This window comes from Bacillus sp. FSL K6-2841 (genome assembly GCF_037976435.1).
Lineage (GTDB): Bacteria > Bacillota > Bacilli > Bacillales > Bacillaceae > Bacillus > Bacillus pumilus.
This window is the reverse complement of sequence record NZ_CP150266.1, coordinates 2,882,668-2,899,360: the sequence shown is the minus strand read 5'-3', so window position 1 is coordinate 2,899,360 and position 16,693 is coordinate 2,882,668. Positions and strand designations below refer to the sequence as shown.

The 16,693-nt window shown below is 40.3% G+C and carries 17 protein-coding genes and 1 pseudogene; 13 read left to right on the top strand and 5 right to left on the bottom strand.

Annotated elements, in window-relative coordinates; genetic code table 11:
- Window positions 1-443 precede the first annotated feature (443 nt).
- Window positions 444-578, top strand: a complete 135-nt coding sequence (locus MHH68_RS14910; protein WP_339163813.1) for a hypothetical protein — start codon at window positions 444-446, stop codon at window positions 576-578.
- A 527-nt stretch (window positions 579-1,105) separates the two neighbouring features.
- On the opposite strand, the gene MHH68_RS14905 is transcribed toward MHH68_RS14910, so the two are convergent.
- Both MHH68_RS14905 and MHH68_RS14900 read right to left on the bottom strand, forming a co-directional pair.
- On the bottom strand, window positions 1,106-1,831 hold the full coding sequence (locus MHH68_RS14905; protein ID WP_339163812.1) for a hypothetical protein: 726 nt from the start codon (window positions 1,829-1,831) through the stop codon (window positions 1,106-1,108).
- A 328-nt stretch (window positions 1,832-2,159) separates the two neighbouring features.
- Window positions 2,160-2,810, bottom strand: a complete 651-nt coding sequence (locus tag MHH68_RS14900) for an NAD(P)H-dependent oxidoreductase (protein WP_339163811.1) — start codon at window positions 2,808-2,810, stop codon at window positions 2,160-2,162.
- Window positions 2,811-2,893: 83 nt separating this feature from the next.
- Between MHH68_RS14900 and MHH68_RS14895 the strand changes: the two genes are divergently transcribed.
- Window positions 2,894-3,826: a WYL domain-containing protein gene (locus MHH68_RS14895; RefSeq protein WP_339163809.1), complete on the top strand. Its 933-nt coding sequence runs from the start codon at window positions 2,894-2,896 to the stop codon at window positions 3,824-3,826.
- Window positions 3,827-3,900: 74 nt separating this feature from the next.
- On the opposite strand, the gene MHH68_RS14890 is transcribed toward MHH68_RS14895, so the two are convergent.
- Window positions 3,901-5,100: a DUF418 domain-containing protein gene (locus MHH68_RS14890; RefSeq protein ID WP_339163807.1), complete on the bottom strand. Its 1,200-nt coding sequence runs from the start codon at window positions 5,098-5,100 to the stop codon at window positions 3,901-3,903.
- Window positions 5,101-5,352: 252 nt separating this feature from the next.
- Between MHH68_RS14890 and MHH68_RS14885 the strand changes: the two genes are divergently transcribed.
- The 6 genes and pseudogenes from MHH68_RS14885 to MHH68_RS14860 all read left to right on the top strand — a co-directional run.
- A complete protein-coding gene (locus MHH68_RS14885; RefSeq protein ID WP_339163804.1) occupies window positions 5,353-6,048 on the top strand; it encodes a response regulator transcription factor in 696 nt (231 codons plus the stop codon).
- Window positions 6,035-7,342, top strand: coding sequence for a HAMP domain-containing sensor histidine kinase (locus MHH68_RS14880; protein WP_339163801.1), 1,308 nt, complete (start codon window positions 6,035-6,037; stop codon window positions 7,340-7,342). The genes MHH68_RS14885 and MHH68_RS14880 overlap by 14 nt, the downstream gene beginning before the upstream one ends.
- 37 nt (window positions 7,343-7,379) lie before the next feature.
- The gene (gene psiE / locus MHH68_RS14875) at window positions 7,380-7,808 is read left to right on the top strand and encodes a phosphate-starvation-inducible protein PsiE (RefSeq protein ID WP_180310141.1); all 429 of its coding nucleotides are present in this window, start codon (window positions 7,380-7,382) and stop codon (window positions 7,806-7,808) included.
- A 326-nt stretch (window positions 7,809-8,134) separates the two neighbouring features.
- Window positions 8,135-9,046, top strand: a complete 912-nt coding sequence (locus MHH68_RS14870; protein WP_339163798.1) for an alpha/beta hydrolase — start codon at window positions 8,135-8,137, stop codon at window positions 9,044-9,046.
- Window positions 9,047-9,110: 64 nt separating this feature from the next.
- Complete coding sequence (locus MHH68_RS14865) at window positions 9,111-9,383, top strand: hypothetical protein (protein ID WP_339163795.1); 273 nt, start codon at window positions 9,111-9,113, stop codon at window positions 9,381-9,383.
- 6 nt (window positions 9,384-9,389) lie between these two features.
- Window positions 9,390-9,623 (top strand): annotated as a pseudogene (locus tag MHH68_RS14860) (phosphate-starvation-inducible protein PsiE); the annotation flags it as partial.
- Window positions 9,624-9,881: 258 nt separating this feature from the next.
- Here the strand turns inward: MHH68_RS14860 and MHH68_RS14855 are convergent.
- Window positions 9,882-10,187 (bottom strand): LCI fold-containing protein, encoded by a 306-nt coding sequence (locus MHH68_RS14855; protein WP_339163792.1) that lies wholly within the window; start codon window positions 10,185-10,187, stop codon window positions 9,882-9,884.
- A 242-nt stretch (window positions 10,188-10,429) separates the two neighbouring features.
- On the opposite strand from MHH68_RS14855, the gene MHH68_RS14850 reads away from it, so the two are divergent.
- The 4 genes from MHH68_RS14850 (at window position 10,430) to MHH68_RS14835 (ending at window position 14,265) form a co-directional block, all read left to right on the top strand.
- Complete coding sequence (locus tag MHH68_RS14850) at window positions 10,430-11,383, top strand: iron-siderophore ABC transporter substrate-binding protein (protein WP_058013741.1); 954 nt, start codon at window positions 10,430-10,432, stop codon at window positions 11,381-11,383.
- A 70-nt stretch (window positions 11,384-11,453) separates the two neighbouring features.
- Window positions 11,454-12,470: an iron ABC transporter permease gene (locus MHH68_RS14845; protein ID WP_169055653.1), complete on the top strand. Its 1,017-nt coding sequence runs from the start codon at window positions 11,454-11,456 to the stop codon at window positions 12,468-12,470.
- Window positions 12,463-13,500, top strand: coding sequence for an iron ABC transporter permease (locus tag MHH68_RS14840; protein WP_339163788.1), 1,038 nt, complete (start codon window positions 12,463-12,465; stop codon window positions 13,498-13,500). Before MHH68_RS14845 ends, MHH68_RS14840 begins: the two co-directional genes overlap by 8 nt.
- 21 nt (window positions 13,501-13,521) lie before the next feature.
- Window positions 13,522-14,265: an IucA/IucC family C-terminal-domain containing protein gene (locus tag MHH68_RS14835; RefSeq protein WP_339163786.1), complete on the top strand. Its 744-nt coding sequence runs from the start codon at window positions 13,522-13,524 to the stop codon at window positions 14,263-14,265.
- A 15-nt stretch (window positions 14,266-14,280) separates the two neighbouring features.
- On the opposite strand, the gene MHH68_RS14830 is transcribed toward MHH68_RS14835, so the two are convergent.
- Window positions 14,281-15,159: an endonuclease gene (locus MHH68_RS14830; protein ID WP_180310146.1), complete on the bottom strand. Its 879-nt coding sequence runs from the start codon at window positions 15,157-15,159 to the stop codon at window positions 14,281-14,283.
- Window positions 15,160-15,328: 169 nt separating this feature from the next.
- Between MHH68_RS14830 and MHH68_RS14825 the strand changes: the two genes are divergently transcribed.
- A complete protein-coding gene (locus MHH68_RS14825; RefSeq protein ID WP_058013905.1) occupies window positions 15,329-16,564 on the top strand; it encodes an alanine--glyoxylate aminotransferase family protein in 1,236 nt (411 codons plus the stop codon).
- Window positions 16,565-16,693: the final 129 nt, after the last annotated feature.

Sequence of the window (16,693 nt, the reverse complement as noted above, 5' to 3'; positions counted from 1 at the left end):
TACCGGGGATTAAAGGTGTTTAGGCATTACATTTTTATCAAGCACCCACAAAACACCCACAAAATTTAATTATTTAACATACCGCAGATACATTTCCATTGCTTGGTCTTCAATTTTTTTGTGACATGGAAATACGTATCTGCGGTTGTTTTTATGCTAATATGTCCTAACCACCGTTCCGATACATATTTAATATTCATGCCTGCTTCTAAAAGGTGTATAGTGTGAGCTGAAACTAGCCAAGATAGTTCACCCGCTGCTTTTACTTTCAATTCTTTAAGAGTATTTGTTCGTTTTCTTGTTTTAAAAACGCATAAGTAAACTATATGAAGTCTCTATATATCACAGTCCAAACCACAGCAAACAAAGCCAAAGAAGCAGACGCAGCAAGTCACTTAGTTTTCGCAAACTGATTTAGTACAGGTTTAAGCTGGCACTCTACTGTGAATAAGAATGTCATTTATCAGCGTTTACCACTAAACGAAAATGAATGGCATGTAGGGAATGACAGAGGAACGGGCTACATGAAGTCGATCGGCATGGAACTTTGGGATATTAATTTCCGAAATATGGTTTAAAATGCTTAATTGTTGATTCGCAGTTAACGCAGGAGTAAGGTATTTCACTTTCAAACATTACCGAGTGTTAAACAAATAAAATCAGCACCATCCAAAATAGAAACTTCCAAGCCTGCTAAATAGTCAACTGGTATTTTAAAAGTTATAAAGCCTCTAAAAAAAGATCAGCACTAAAAGCCGTACAGCAAACCTTCGCTACTGCATACTACTACCCTAATAAAAACAACAGTAGTGATGGCTATTCGAATGTGATTAATGTTTCAGGATGTTACATGGGTTTGTAGTAGACGGCATATGTTGTCCAAGACAAGATCAATGTTAGAAAGATTGTTGAAATAGAAGACCCCTCTAAAGAGGGGTCTTGCTGTCGAGAAAATCGACAGTCTTTTTTTATTGGTCAGCTTGACTTTTTTTATATTTTTTTATTGCAAACATTGTAAATCCTATTAAAAATAAAGCTGGTATACCATAAACAAATGCTTTGTATACAATATCTCCCACTGCCACTCAATAACCCCCAAGTGATCTTAGTAGTAAGTGTTGCCCTGTGCCTTAGCTTTATTTTTACCTACGATAAGTGAAACACTTCGTGTTATACTGCCTATTCCTCCGCCGATAACCAATGTAGCTGAAAGTCTAGCTTCTGCTTTTTTGAAATCAGTTTCTTTCTTTCTGATGATTCTCATCTTTGGATTACTGTAACTACCCGTTACTGTCCAAATATTCCATTTTCCAGCACTAGTGATTGATCCAAATCCACCCTGAATAAGTGAATAGTTGGCTTTAAAACTCAATGAAAATGTACCACTATTATTGTAATAAATTTTCCTTCCAGAGCAGTTAACATAACCTGATCCACCTTGGCACTTTCCCTTCTCAATGCCTACACCTGCAACAGAGAAACCGGGTTCATCAACAGCCGATTTGGAATAGGATCCATCTGCAAAAATGTAAGTTATTTCATAACCGTCACCTGTTTCTTTTTTAATAGTATTAACAGCTTTTTCTTCTGGTAAAACAAAAGAATCCAAGGCTTCTCCTTTAGCAAGCTTCTTCAATAGCTTATCCTGAGTCTCAGAAGATACTACTCCTTCAATCTCCATGTTTTGCTTCACTTTATCTAGTTGCTCCTTAGTAAAACCAATTTGGTCTTTGGAACTATCGTTTTGAGTTTCTTGGGCAGATACTTGTTGTGGTAAAGATAAACCAATTGTCGTAAAAATAACCACAAATAAAAGAACCAATTTTTTCATTTTTCCCTCTCCCTTAACAATTCTTGTTTTCCTAGAATTTATACCTTCACAACCAACTCTCTAATCAGATTGCAATAAGTCTATAAGCACACCTCCCTAAGACAAATATTAACATGTAAAATATGAAAAAATAAATGTTTTTATACTTAAATGGTAAAATATTACTACATTATTTGGGATAAATTAATTATAAAGTTCCTTCAGATATTTTTTTGATTTGTAAAGAATACAATTAATTTTTTTATCGAAGTTATATAATAATAGAATACTTGTTCGTATGTGGGTGGTTTGCCTGTCTTATTATATTTTTGTTTTGAAAGAACATAGCTTACATCCCGCTAGGTGAGTAAAACGCATCAAAGGCTTTAGACAAATCGTCAGCTGCAGATGTCAAGATCGTTTCCTCTTCTAAAATCGCTGTTCCTTGTGCTCGGACAATATGAAATTGTTGAAAGCCCATTAAGTTTTGGAATATTTCTTTTAGGTAGTAATGTGAAAATTCCAGAGGTGTGTATCGATCGTTATTTGTGAAAATTGAGCCGCTTGCTTGAAGCAAAAGTACACGATAATCGTCTGTCATCAGACCAACTGAACCATCTTCTGTATATTTAAACGTTTCTCTAGCAATCAAGATATTATCTATATAATCTTTCATACGTGACGTCACATTGAAATTATGAACAGGTGATACAATCACGATTCGATGATGTGCTTTGAATTGAGCCAATAAAGCAGATGAAGCAGCAGCGATTTTATCTTCGGCAGTTGTTAATGTTTGTTCGGATGCTTGCTTATCCCAAATACGTAGGAGCTGGTCTTTTTCGATACGAGGAATTTCAGTTTCATGTAAATGTAAAATTGTTGGTTCTTCATGAGGGAATCTTTCTTTAAGCTGTTCTAAAAATAGTGTTTGCAGTTTGTGTGAATAACTTTCTTGATGAGTGAAATCAGGGTGTGTGTTAATGATTAATGTTTGCATATACATGCTCCTTTTCTTTTGATAAACTGAGTATAAAATATAAAGGTGACAAAATATGTCACCTTTTTCAAAAGGAAAATCAAATGAAAAAATCAGAACGATTAAATCAGGAACTTATTTTTTTAAGTGATAAGTACTCTTTTCAATTAAAGGATTTAGAAATCGAATTTGGCATATCGAAACGTACGGCGTTGAGAGATATGGAAGAACTAGAGTCCATGGGTTTAGCTTTTTATGTTGAAAATGGCAGACATGGAGGATATCGACTGGTGAAACAATCTCCAATGGTCCCTATTTATTTCAATATCGATGAAGTTCAAGCTATTTTTTTCGCACTTAAAGCGCTAGATCTGGTGTCAGCCACACCATTTAAAAAGTCCTACTCACAAATTCGGCAAAAGCTGTTTGCCACAATGTCTGATGAGAGAAAACAAATGATTACAGAGACTTTGGAAGTGATTCATTACTATAATGTCGAACCAGTTAGTGAACAAAATCATTTGGAATTGATTTTACAGGCGATGATGGAAGATCAAATCGTGAAGATGACGTACACTCAATATGAAAATAAAAGGATCAGGCTGCAATTTCTTGAGTTATTTTATCGAAATGGGATTTGGTTCACCAAAGCATATGATGTTCAAAGTAAAAAGTGGGGCATCTATAGATGTGATTTTATGAAGGACTTGATCATTGAAGAAGAAGGCGGAGGCACCTTTACGAAGGAAGAATTAAAAGCAATGCAGGTCGAGTACGAAAAAACTTATCATGATATCTCATTTAAATGTCGATTAACGGAACAAGGGAAAGAAAAGTTTCTGAAGAATCATTATCCGAATATGAGATTGGAGATCATTGATGATACTCCTTATATTATGGGTGGGTACAATCAAGAAGAATTATCGTATATGACTCACTATTTGATCTCATTTGGGAAACATGTGAAAATTGAATACCCAGATGAATTAAAAAAGAGTTATTTGACTCAATTGCAAGAAATGATGGATCAGTATTGAAAGTGAACGAATTGTCTCTGAATAAAACTTCACATATTAAAAAAGGCGAACTATAGCCATTCGCCTTTTTTCTTTTACTTCGCCTCATGAAATGTATTGGTTTTCGATCTGTCATTGACCTTCCCATACGTCAGCTGACGCCAAATAAATTCCATCGGTCCATACTTAAAGCGCTTTAACCAAATCGTACTGAAAAGCGCAAGGAAGACATACACGCCAATAGCTATAAAGAACGTACCAGCCGGCTGGAGATGATCGACAAGCCCTGCTCCATACTTTAGAAATAGCATCGTTCCAATGATCGAGTGAAGCAAATAACAGGTCAGGGACATCCGTCCGACTTTTGTAAAGACCATTAAAGCACCTCGCAGCTGAGGAACGTGCAGAAACAGCATCGCAAGTGTACTCATATAAAACATACTGCCAGTTAATCCTCCGTTTTGTTCCAGAGTAGTGGCAATGCTCACCCAGGGTGTATTTTCAAAAGGATTGATTGCTACAATGATCGTACTGCTTTGAGTGATGAGAAAAGCGATTGTACAAATGATCCAAATGCGATTCCAAATCGCTTTTTTCGCCTCCATGTTTTTGAAAAACGCCATTTTCACAAAATACACACCTAGTAAAAACATGAAGAACATGGAATAGACAGTAGAAAAAGAACTGGAAGCCATCGTGACCATATCTGTCCACCGATCACCGATAGATGCTAAATAAGTCAGGCTGTTGTGGCTGATTAATTCAAAATCAGCCAAGTCCTGCTTGCCTGATGAACCTGAACTGACGGTATTGAGCAGCATCGTGAAAAAGGGCGTGAGAAATTGAATGACAAAGAGTGCGATCAACCAGTATCCGATGGTTTTGGCTGTGCGTTTGTAAAAGAAAAGCAATAAAAAGCCAGCGACTGCATAATAGGCCAAAATATCACCAATCCAAACAAAAGTTAAATGCAGAAGGCCAAATCCTAAGAGAATGGTTAGTCTGCGGGCAAACAGCTTGTTCGGACTGTCCACCTTCTGAGCGGCTCGATCCATAAAAATCATAAAACCAACGCCGAATAGGAAGGAGAACAACGTAATGAATTTCCCTGAGGCGAACCAATTCACCAAGTTATGAAAGACATCATTTGCTCCCATATCGAACCCCTTCGCCGAATCCACAATCAAAAAGTAATTCACCAGAATAATTCCCATTAGGGCAAATCCCCGTACGATGTCTAAGAAATGGATCCGATCTTTCAAACTCATCGCGTGTGCTACTTTGTTTGCATTCATATCCATGCTCCTTTTCTTGTTATGATAAATGTCATTCGGATCAGTTCAACGATCCTTACAATGAATCAATATACGTCCCAATTCTTAACAATTTATGAAGATCCAATTATTTAAATATAAATGTGACAAATTGATGGAGGATGGTCAAATTCATAAACTGTTAAGATTTATGCTGTATCTTTTCACATAGCTAGATGATATATAGTAAAGGCATAATAGAAAGTACATCACGTATCTTGAGGTGAGAGAGACATGACACATCGAATATTAGTCGTAGAAGATGATCAGGATATTGGAGACCTTTTGCAGGAATCCCTTATACGTGCTGGATATGAGGTGCAAAGAGCGATGAATGGCGAGCAAGCATTGAAGTTTGTAGACGAATCGCTCGATTTGGTGATTTTGGATGTGATGATGCCAGGCATATCAGGCATTGAAACGTGCCAGCAGATGAGAGCCTCTTCTAATGTCCCGATTCTGTTTCTAACAGCCAAATCAGGTACATTCGATAAAACCGAAGGCTTACTTGCCGGCGGGGATGATTATATGACAAAACCTTTTTCACAAGAGGAGCTTCATGCTAGAGTGATTGCACAATTACGCAGGTACACCGTCTATCAGGAAAAGAAGGAACAGGAAGAAACTTTTCTTGTTGGGGGCAAGCTGAGGGTGAGCGAAGAATTCAATGAAGTGTGGAAAGAAAATCAACAAATCAAGCTGTCTGATTTAGAATATCGTGTGCTCAAGCTGCTCATGAGCAGGCGAAACAAAATCTTTTCAGCCCAAAATATTTATGAGAGCGTGTGGGGACAGCCTTATTTCTATTGTTCCAACAATACGGTGATGGTGCATATTCGAAAGCTGCGTGCCAAAATTGAAGATGATCCGGCACGTCCTTTATATATCAAAACCGAATGGGGAAGAGGATACCGATTTGGCACATCGTAAATATACACTAGCCAAAAAGCTGGCACTGCTGATTTTGACAGCTACGGTTGTGAGTGGACTTGTCTTTTTGACGCTGCAAAAGATCACCGATGACCTCATTGAAGGATATTTGAGTTCAGACGAGTATTACGAGGCGGAGTCAGCTAGATATATTCAAAAATTCAGCCGCTATGTGTCTGACAATGAGCTGTCTTCTACAGATCGACAAGCGTTTGGTGAATGGGTGAAAAAAGAGAATTACATTAATTTGACCATCTTCAAGGATGAAGTGCTGCAATATGACTCCATCTATTCGGCTGCTGATGAATCGGCTTACGGAAAAGAAAAGGTGACCCAGTATGCTGAGCATCATTCGTATCCGGTTCAGTTTAGCGACGGTGAAGGTCGGGTCATGGTGGATGGTTTCTATTCATCTCGTTACCACGATCTTGCCTTTACACTTGAGCTGCTCGGGTCGACGCTTATTTTTCTCCTCATTGTTCTGCTTGGCATTCGCAAAAGCTTACGCTACCTGCAAACGATTCACCAAGACATTCATATTCTTGAAGGCGGCGAGCTGGCTTACGAGATGACGGTGAAAGGGCATGATGAATTAGCGATGATTGCCAAAAGTATTGAGGATCTTCGTAAAGCTTTTCTGGACAAGCTTCAAGCCATCGATGAGCTGCAAGAAGAGAGCCGCAGCTTAGTTACTGAAATGTCGCACGATATGAGAACACCGCTGACATCGCTAATGATGAATTTAGAGTTTGCGAAAAAAGAGGCAGCTGGGGCGGATACACGTAAAGATCAATATATAGCAAGTGCTTATGAAAAAGCACTGCAATTGAAAAATCTGTCCGATAATCTGTTTGCCTATTTTCTGCTTGATAAAGAACATGAACCTGAGCTTGAGACCGTTGCAGTCAAAGAGGTCATTTACGATCTCCTATCAGATCAGGTGGCGATCTTGCAGCAAGAGACATTCAAGGTTCATCTTTTAGGAGAGCTGCCTGACAGCTATATCAACGTGAATGTCGAGGAGCTGGGCCGAGTGTTTGATAATCTAATGTCGAACATACTAAAATACGCCGATCCGAAAAAAGACATCAATCTCACGTTTCTATCCGATCAAGAAATCTTTGAGATCCATGTCAGCAATGCGATAAAAGAGACAAATGACACGCAGGAAAGCACTGGACTTGGTGAACGAAGCATTAAACGAATGATGTCCCGCATGCACGGGCAGTTTGAGAAGATGGAAAAGAACGGCGTTTACTACACCGTGCTGCGATTCTGGCACATCAAAATATAGATGACAAATGAATAATATGGAATGGAGAGACAATCTCATGAAACGATTCAACAATTTCCAAAAGGTACCCGATCTCTTGCAAGGTCTGCTGAATATTTGTCTATTCTTTCTAGCCCTTGCTTTAAGCGTTCTCTTAATTAGTGAAACGTGGTATATTGTCCAATTTGTCTACAAGAATGTGGTCAACAAAGGAGAAAGCTATTATGAAATGCTTGGTGAGCTGCTGATCTTCTTTATGTACTTTGAGTTCATTGCCTTAATTATTAAGTACTTTAAATCAAACTTTCATTTTCCGCTTCGCTATTTTATTTATATTGGCATCACAGCCGTCATCCGTTTGATTATCATCGATCATAAGGAGGCTGTATCGACCTTCTGGTGGGCGCTGACTATTTTAGCTATGACTGTTGCACTTTTTATCGCTAGTAAACGACATACGGTTCAGGAGAATGAAGAAGTGAAGTGAGGGAAGAAGACGAACGATGACCGTTCGTCTTTTTTCATGTCTGGAGATTGACGAAATGAACACTCAGTCGTCATCTGTCTATTAATGAACGGTTAGGATCAGATTGATAATTGATTGTCATGCGTCTAAAAAGTAGAATATGAGTAACAATAAATAAACAGTTGTTCATTAATGAATATCTGTTTGTGATGATGAGTGATCATCAGGATAAAAAGGTTTTTTCAAAAGTGGTTTACCTGATGTGCGTATTCTTATGGTATGCTTTAGAAGCCTTTTCTTTCCAAGAGACATCGAACATCATGATTCTATGAACAGGGGTCGATCAGATGCGAAGTATTCAAAGCTTTTTAGTAGAAAAGCTGCTTGTTTTGACGAAAAAGAAACTCAATGTAAATGATTATCTAGAAGAACGAAGAAGGGCAAATGAATTACCTTATGAATTGCCTGAAAAAATTAAGAATAAGTACAAAATCACTAAAAATCACTCGTTTCCAGTCGATACGTATATGTTGAAATCAAATGTCCAGCCGGATGACCATCAAGTGTTGTTTATACACGGTGGCGGCTATATTGAACAGCCTTTGACTTGGCATTGGCGTTTTTTAGACCGATTGACGAAGCAATTAAATAGTACGGTGTATGTGCCGGTTTATCCAAAAGCACCAAACCATCAGTATATGGATGCGATCGAGAGTGTCCTTCCTGTGTACCAAGCTCTTTTAGAGAAAGGAACACCTGAAAATATCGTCATCATGGGTGATTCTGCTGGCGGAGGTTTATCGTTAGCTTTTGCTCAATACTTGGCAAAAAAGGGCTTGCCGCAGCCTGGGAATATCATTCTTTTATCACCATGGCTAGATGTTACATTAAGCAACCCAGATATCGCTGCGATGGTTCCAAAAGAACCAATGCTCAATCTAGCCTTATTAATTGAAGCAGGAAAAAGATATGCGGGTGACATGGATGAAACACACCACTTAGTCAGTCCAATTTATGGAGAGATCAAAGCATTGGGACGAATTTCTGTTTTTATAGGCACTCACGAATTCTTCCTCCCAGATGCCCGTAAATTCAAAGAGATAGCAGAGAAGCAGGGGGTTCCAATAAACTATATAGAATATCCTAAAATGAATCATGTGTTTCCTGTTTTCCCTATACCAGAAGCAAAAAAAGCGTTAAACCAAATTGTCGAGATTATTGAAAGTAATACCTTCCCTTTGAAAGAATGCAATGAATAAGATATAGGAATGAGGATGACTAGCGAGGCTGGCCATTCTCGTTTCTGTTTGAAGGAGCGAAACATTGACAGACACCAAGAACGAACCATTCTCATTTGCAAGTATGCAGCAGGTAGCCCCTGTTCATATTCCAGAAAGACAATTCATGCCATCACACGACGGCACAAGCCTTGCGTATTATTCATTTTTAGCAGAAAAGCAGAACGAGGCAAATGTCATCTTGATCCATGGCGGAGGCGCTCACAGCCTAGCTGGTTACGAGCATATCGCTCATACGCTGCAGCATGATTTTCATGTGAATACGTTTTTGCTCGATTTAAGAGGTCACGGCCATTAGGAAGGAGAAAGCTATTATGGAATGCTTGGGGAACTGCTGATCTTCTTTATGTACTTTGAGTTTATTGCCTTAATTATTAAATACTTTAAATCCAACTTTCATTTTCCGCTTCGCTATTTGATTTATATAGGGATCACAGCTGTCATTCGTTTGATTATCATTGATCATGAAGAGGCGGTATCGACGTTCTGGTTGGCGCTGGCTATACTTGCTATGACCTGTGCACTCTTTTTCGTTTGATAATTGAAGATGGTCTATCTGCATTTGATCAGTCCGATAGATGGAGAGATCAAATCATTAGGACGGATTTCTATTTTGATTGGTGCTCTTGAATTCTTTCTCCTACACACCTTTGTCTGCTAATTCAAAGAGATAGCAGACAAGCCAGATTTTTGCGGGATATCAGTCACATAATAATTCCTATCTAAAAGAAACACCAATAAATGAATGCTGCTAAAGATCACAACATTCACTTATCGGTGTTTTTTACTTTATGGATTATACATTACCCTCATAATAAGCATAGAGTCCAGAGCTTCCTTTGAAATACCATTTTATTCCGTATGCTGTGAAAGAGTTTGCAAAAATAGCTGTGTCGGAGTACATACATAAAAAAGGCTTGTCTGAGTTGCGAAATTTCCGTAAGATATCTGCGGGACAGGGCGTCTCGAAATTGCTTGTATGAGCAACGCCATCTGAACTTTTTGCTGGTGAAGATGAAGTAGCATTTGCTGCTGGAACATACGAAGAAAGAAGTAACCCAAAAGAAAGAGCGACGCCAGTCATTGTTTTTTTCCATTTCATTGTGATATTCCTCTTCCAAAAATTGTATTTGTTGCAACTTCATTATAGGAAAATAGATAGCGGCAAAAAAGAGACGAAAGAATTATATTTTCCACAATATGTTATTTTGTCATTAGGAGATTATCATCTGTTATTTTTATATTTTACATTGACACCAACTTTTTCTATGATAAAATCAAATTGTGATAATGAGAATCGTTATCAAACGATATGACTACATATAGAATGGATAGGTGAGGTACATGTTCAAAAAATCTTTTTGGTCGCTATTAGTTGTGCTCTCCATCGTTTTACTTGCAGCTTGCGGCAGCAATAGCAGTGAAGGCAAGTCAAATAGTAAAGAAAAAGCAAGAACCGTTGAAAGCGCTATCGGTTCAACTGAAATTAAAGGATCGCCTAAACGTGTGGTGACGCTGTACCAAGGAGCAACCGATGCAGCAGTCGCGATGGGTATTAAACCAGTGGGTGTTGTTGAATCATGGCTTGAAGCACCTACGTATAAATATTTAAGAGATGACTTAAAGGATGTCAAAATTGTTGGGCAGGAAATACAGCCAAACCTAGAGGAAATTGAAAAGCTTAACCCAGATTTGATCATTGCATCAAAAGTCCGCCACGAGCAAATTTTTGATCAGCTGAAAGAAATCGCTCCAACTGTTGCAACTGAAACAGTGTTCACATTTAAAGATACAGTGAAATTAATGGGTGAAGCGTTAAATCAGCAAGACAAATCAAAAGAATTGCTGACGAAGTGGGATGACCGCGTCGCTGACTTCAAAGAAAAAGCGAAAAAAGACATCAAAAACTGGCCAATGAGTGTGTCTGTAGTGAACTTCCGTGCAGATCATGCTAGAATTTATCAAACTGGATTCGCAGGGTCCATTTTAACAGAGCTAGGCTTTGAAGGACCTAAGAATGTCAAAGATAAAAAGCAAGACATTATTACACTTACAGACAAAGAGAGCATTCCGCAAATGGATGCAGATGTGATCTATTACTTCATGGATGACCAGGATAAAGCGGTTGAAAAAGCATATAAAGAGTGGACGAGTCATCCTTTATGGAAGCAGCTTGACGCAGTGAAAGCGAAACAAGTGCATAAAGTCGATGAAATCACTTGGAACATGGGCGGCGGTATTATTGCTGCAAACATGATGCTTGATGATATTTATGATCGTCTCGGCATTGATAAATAAGGATAACAGAGGAGAAAATGTGAAAAACCATTTTCTCCTTTTTCCATAACAGATTGAAAGCGGGAATCAGATGAGAAGTTTATTAAAAAAGGATTCGAGCAAGGCGCTGCTGTTTGCTGGATTCGTCGTATTGATGTTGGTCTTTTTTATGCTCAGCATTTCTCTTGGGCAAACCTCCATTTCCCTCAAAGCCACCATCCATGCGTTTCTTCAATTTGATGAATCGGATCCAAACAGTGTCATTGTCATGACATCCAGATTATCAAGAGCTTTAATTGCAACAGTTGTTGGATCAAGTCTAGCCATTTCAGGTGCACTGATGCAGGCATTAACGAGAAACCCGCTTGCAGCACCAGATTTGTTAGGAATTAATGCAGGTGGACTATTTTTTATCGTCATTTCGATTGTTTTCTTTTCAACAGAGTCATTAACAGGCTATATGTGGACAGCCTTTCTAGGTGCGGCAATTGCAGGGATGCTTGTTTTTCTTTTGGGTTCCATTGGAAGAGATGGATTGACACCGGTCAAAATTGTCCTTGCGGGAGCGGCAATATCTGCACTGTTTGCGTCCTTTACACAAGGTCTTTTAATCGTGAATGAACAGTCGATTCAAAGCATCCTGTTCTGGATGGCGGGTTCAGTGTCTGGAAGAAGCATTGATATGCTGCTGCCTGTTTTGCCTTATATTTTAGGTGCGACAGTTGTGGCGCTGCTTCTTGGACGTTCCATCAACGTCCTTTTGTCAGGAGATGATATTGCGAAGGGACTTGGCCAGCGTACGCTGATGCTGAAAATCACGATGGGAGTTCTCGTCGTCTTTTTAGCGGGTGGTTCCGTCGCTGTTGCTGGTTCAATTGGCTTTGTTGGTTTTCTAGTGCCGCATATTGTGAAAAAGCTTGTCGGACCTGACCACCGCTGGGTACTGCCGTATTGTGCCGTAGTGGGGGCGTCTCTATTACTTGTCGCAGACCTTGCGGCTCGTTTTCTGATCATGCCGCAGGAAGTACCGATTGGTGTCATGACGGCAGTAGCAGGAGCGCCTCTGTTTGTTTATCTCGTGCGCAAGGGGTTGAAGACAGGTGGTTAAAACATATACAGTGCGTTCAAAGGACGGACGCATTTCATTTCAATTTTCAAAGCGGACGTTTTTAATTTTACTTTTATTGACGACCATTGCTTTTGGGTTATTTATTCTCAGTCTCTGTATGGGCAGCCGATTTATTTCGCCTGTGGATGTGCTTCTTCATTTAATCGGTCAGGGAGAGGGAAATACCTTTGTGCTCAATACACTGAGGATTCCAAGAACATTGCTGGCTGTCTTAGTGGGAGCCGCACTTGCGGTATCAGGGCTTATTTTGCAAGGGTTAATCCGAAATCCGCTTGCATCACCTGACATCATTGGGATTACGAGTGGTGCTTCGTTCGGTGCGATTATGTTTATTGTTTTTTGGATGGGCACTGTGCCTATTGCGTATCAATCCTTGTGGGCGATTGCGGGGGCGTTTGCCGTCTCGTGTCTGATTTATTTGCTTTCATGGAAAAAAGGAGTCAAGCCGATCACACTTGTCCTAATGGGCATCGGGATTTCTGCCATCATGAAGGCGTGTGTGACGTTTACTCTTGTTCTTAGTGATACGATGACGACGACAAAATCATATATTTGGCTGACAGGCAGTTTATATGGTTCTACGATGAAGGACGTCACGTCGATGCTTCCTTGGATCATGGTCATTTTACCGATTGTCATGGTGTTAGCAAGAACGATGAATGTGAAAGAGCTTGGAGATGATCTTGCAACAGGCCTCGGGGTGAAAGTACAGGCAAAAAGGTTATTCTTTCTACTGATGAGTGTGACATTGGCGGGGATTGCCGTTGCCTTTGCAGGCGGTATTGAATTTGTTGGACTGATGGCGCCGCATGTCGCACGGATGATCATCGGTCGTTCCTTCATTGCGCTTGTCCCAGCATCTGCACTTGTTGGCAGTATTCTCGTGATGCTCGCAGATTTAGTCGCTAGAACGGCTTTTCTACCGTTAGATGTACCAGCAGGTGTATTCACAGCTGCAATTGGGGCACCGTTCTTTATTTATTTGTTATACCAGCAGAGAAATCGATAAACGAAAGATGGAGGTTTTGATATGAGGCCAGAGTGGGTTGAGAGAGAGTTACTTGATTTCGGCGTACACATCACACATGGACCAATGACATCTGATCGCACACTTGCTGCGCTTTTTTCAGAAGCATCTGTCCTGCGTTTATTAGAGGCTGAAAAGGAAGCAATGCATGCACCGAATTTAGCTGTAGCGTCGTCGATGTTTTCAAAGCGTTATGCCTACTTAGCCGTCAGTTCCACTTTGTACATGATGACGCTGTATGACGGTGTCTATCAGTTTCCACCAGAGGCATGTGTCTTTAGAGAGGATCGGAAAATCGAAATTGATGAGTCATTGTGTTCGTTTGTTTCATTAGAAGGAGATCGGAATGAATGGAGAGAGCAGGTTGTGCATGCGCTGTTTACGGAGTGTGTTACACCTCTTTTAGATGTATTAAAGCGCACGTCAAGACTTCCATATTCTATTTTATGGGAGAATGTAGCAGTTCGTATCAATTCTCTTTATCGCAGCATGATGCGGGAGGCTGAAGACCCTGCTGTGAAGCAGCGCGTACAGGAGGACTATCTGTATCTGAAGCAAGCAGCGGGTAATGTATTCGGAGCAAAACAAAATCCATTTCATCACAGCTTAAACTTAGATGACAGTTTACTAGAAACATCCAATCGAAAGACTTGCTGTATGTATTATAAGCTCGAGAAAAAATCGGAGAGTCTCGATTATTGTCTTGTCTGTCCACTTGATAAAAAGAAAGGCACTGCTTGTTCGTAGCAGTGCCTTTCTTTTTTATTCCCAAATCGCACTTGCCCATTCTGGGTGATCGATAAAGGGATTGCGGTTGTTCTGGTATGTTTGATAAATGATCTCGTTGCGGTTTCGTTCGATTTGATCGACAGGATCTTGTTTGTGCCACTTGAGGAGTACGGACATTTTGCCATGGAGAGGGGCGCTGCCATTATTCACTTTTTCGTTTAATTCTAAATCTGGAAAGCGGTCATCCCCTTCGTATCGCACTGCCATATAAAAGAGCATTCTTGCCACATCCCCTTTCACCCGGCTATGAGGTTCGAATGAGTCGCTATCGTAGAAATTGCCCGGTGCTGCCTTGTATTCATTTCCGCCCATATCAAAATCTAAATTTCCACGTGTGCTATTCGTTTGTACGTCTGTTGCCCGCAGGTGATGGAGATCTGTACCTGGGCCTTGGCTTGTCCCAAAATTGCCGTGTGACTTAGCCCACACATGCTCCCGGTTCCACTGACCAACATTTCCGCCATTCGCTTGCTTTGAGCGAGAGACACCGCTATAGAGCAAGAGCACATTGCTTGGATTCTTTGGATCTTCATCTGTTTTCTTTAAGGCATCCCAAACCTGGCTGTAGGATAGCTGCTTATGATCATCAATAATGTCGTGTAAAGCTTTCTTTAGAGCGGGTCCTGATTTGCCATTAGCAGTTTGATAATAGGAATCGATTTGACTTGTAGCTGTTGTTTTCGTTTGTTGTGCAGATGTTTCGTTTTGAAGCTGTAACGGGGAAAATGTGATGGTTTGGCTCGGTTCATTCAGAGTAAAGCTTTGAGCATTCGCAGCTTGCGGCAGCGGGGCGGCTAACGTACCGAATATCATGATTCCGGCAGCCACAGTTCCAAATAAGGTTCTCTTCATTCGATTTCCTCCTTAATAGGGAATGTATTCTCTTTATTTCTATCATAATGTCGGAAAGAAATAAATGGATTTATCGTAAATTTTATGTAATAAATTCGCAGGAAAAGAGATTGCTATTTTATCAGCATTACTGTATAAGTGGGCATATAGGATGACAGCAAGGGAAAGGATGGATAACGTGAAAGAACTACAAATACCTTCAAGAACGATTATGACACCAGGACCTGTTGAAGTAGATCCCAGGGTACTCCGTGTGATGAGTACGCCAATTCTCGGTCAATTTGATCCAGCATTTACACATATCATGAATGAGACGATGACTTTATTGCGTTCCCTTTTTCAAACAGAAAATGAATGGGCTTTTCCAATTGATGGCACGTCTCGTTCAGGGCTTGAAGCTGTGCTTGCCAGTGTCATTGAGCCGGGAGATTCGATGCTTGTGCCTGTCTTTGGCCGGTTCGGTCATCTTCTCATTGAAATAGGACAGCGCTATGGGGCTGATGTACATACAATGGAATGTGAATGGGGAACGGTTTTTGACCCTAGTGATATCATTCAGAAAATGAAGCAGGTTAAGCCTAAAATCGTTGCGATGGTCCATGGTGAAACATCCACCGGTCGATTGCAGCCGCTTGAGCAAATCGGTGAAGCGTGCCGAGCACTGGATGCGTTGTTCATTGTAGACGCTGTAGCAACCATTGGCGGGGTCCAGGTGAAAGTGGACGAATGGAAGATTGATGCGGCGATTGGCGGTACGCAGAAGTGCTTGTCAGTTCCATCAGGTATGTCCCCTATCACGTATAATGAACGGGTGGCAGCTGTCGTTGAGTCGAGAAAGAAAGTGGAAAAGGGTATTGCGACACAGGATGAATTGCAGGAGCAAATGGATATTTCGCCAATTAAAAGCAATTACTTTGATCTCAGCCAGCTCCAGGATTATTGGAGCCCTAGGCGATTAAATCATCATACAGAAGCGACAACGATGCTCTATGCACTTCGTGAAGGGGTTCGTGTTGTGCTGGAAGAAGGTCTGTCTGAGCGTTTTCAAAGGCACGCATATCACGAGAAAGCCTTGATGAAAGGTCTTGAAGCGATGGGACTTCAATTGTTCGGTGATCCACATTGTAAAATGCCAGTTGTGACATGTATTGAGATTCCAAGTGGTATGGATGGAGAAGCGGTACGTGCCGATCTGCTTAAGCATTTTGGTATTGAAATTGCCAGCTCCTTTGGACCGCTAGCCGGACGTATATGGAGAATTGGTACAATGGGCTATAGCTGCCGAAAAGAAAATGTGCTCTTTGTGTTAGCAGGGCTAGAAGCAATTCTAATCAAGCATGGTGCATCTATCCATTGCGGTGCAGGGCTTCAGGCGGCTCTTTCTATCTATGAACAAGGTGAATAAAGTCATAAGGATACTCGCTATTTGCGGGTATTTTTTATTTGGAAAAGAAAACTAAATTTTGAAAAACTAGACTTATAGACAGTGATATCGCTATACTGAAGAAGTTCTGATCATTTTTGTCATCATTTT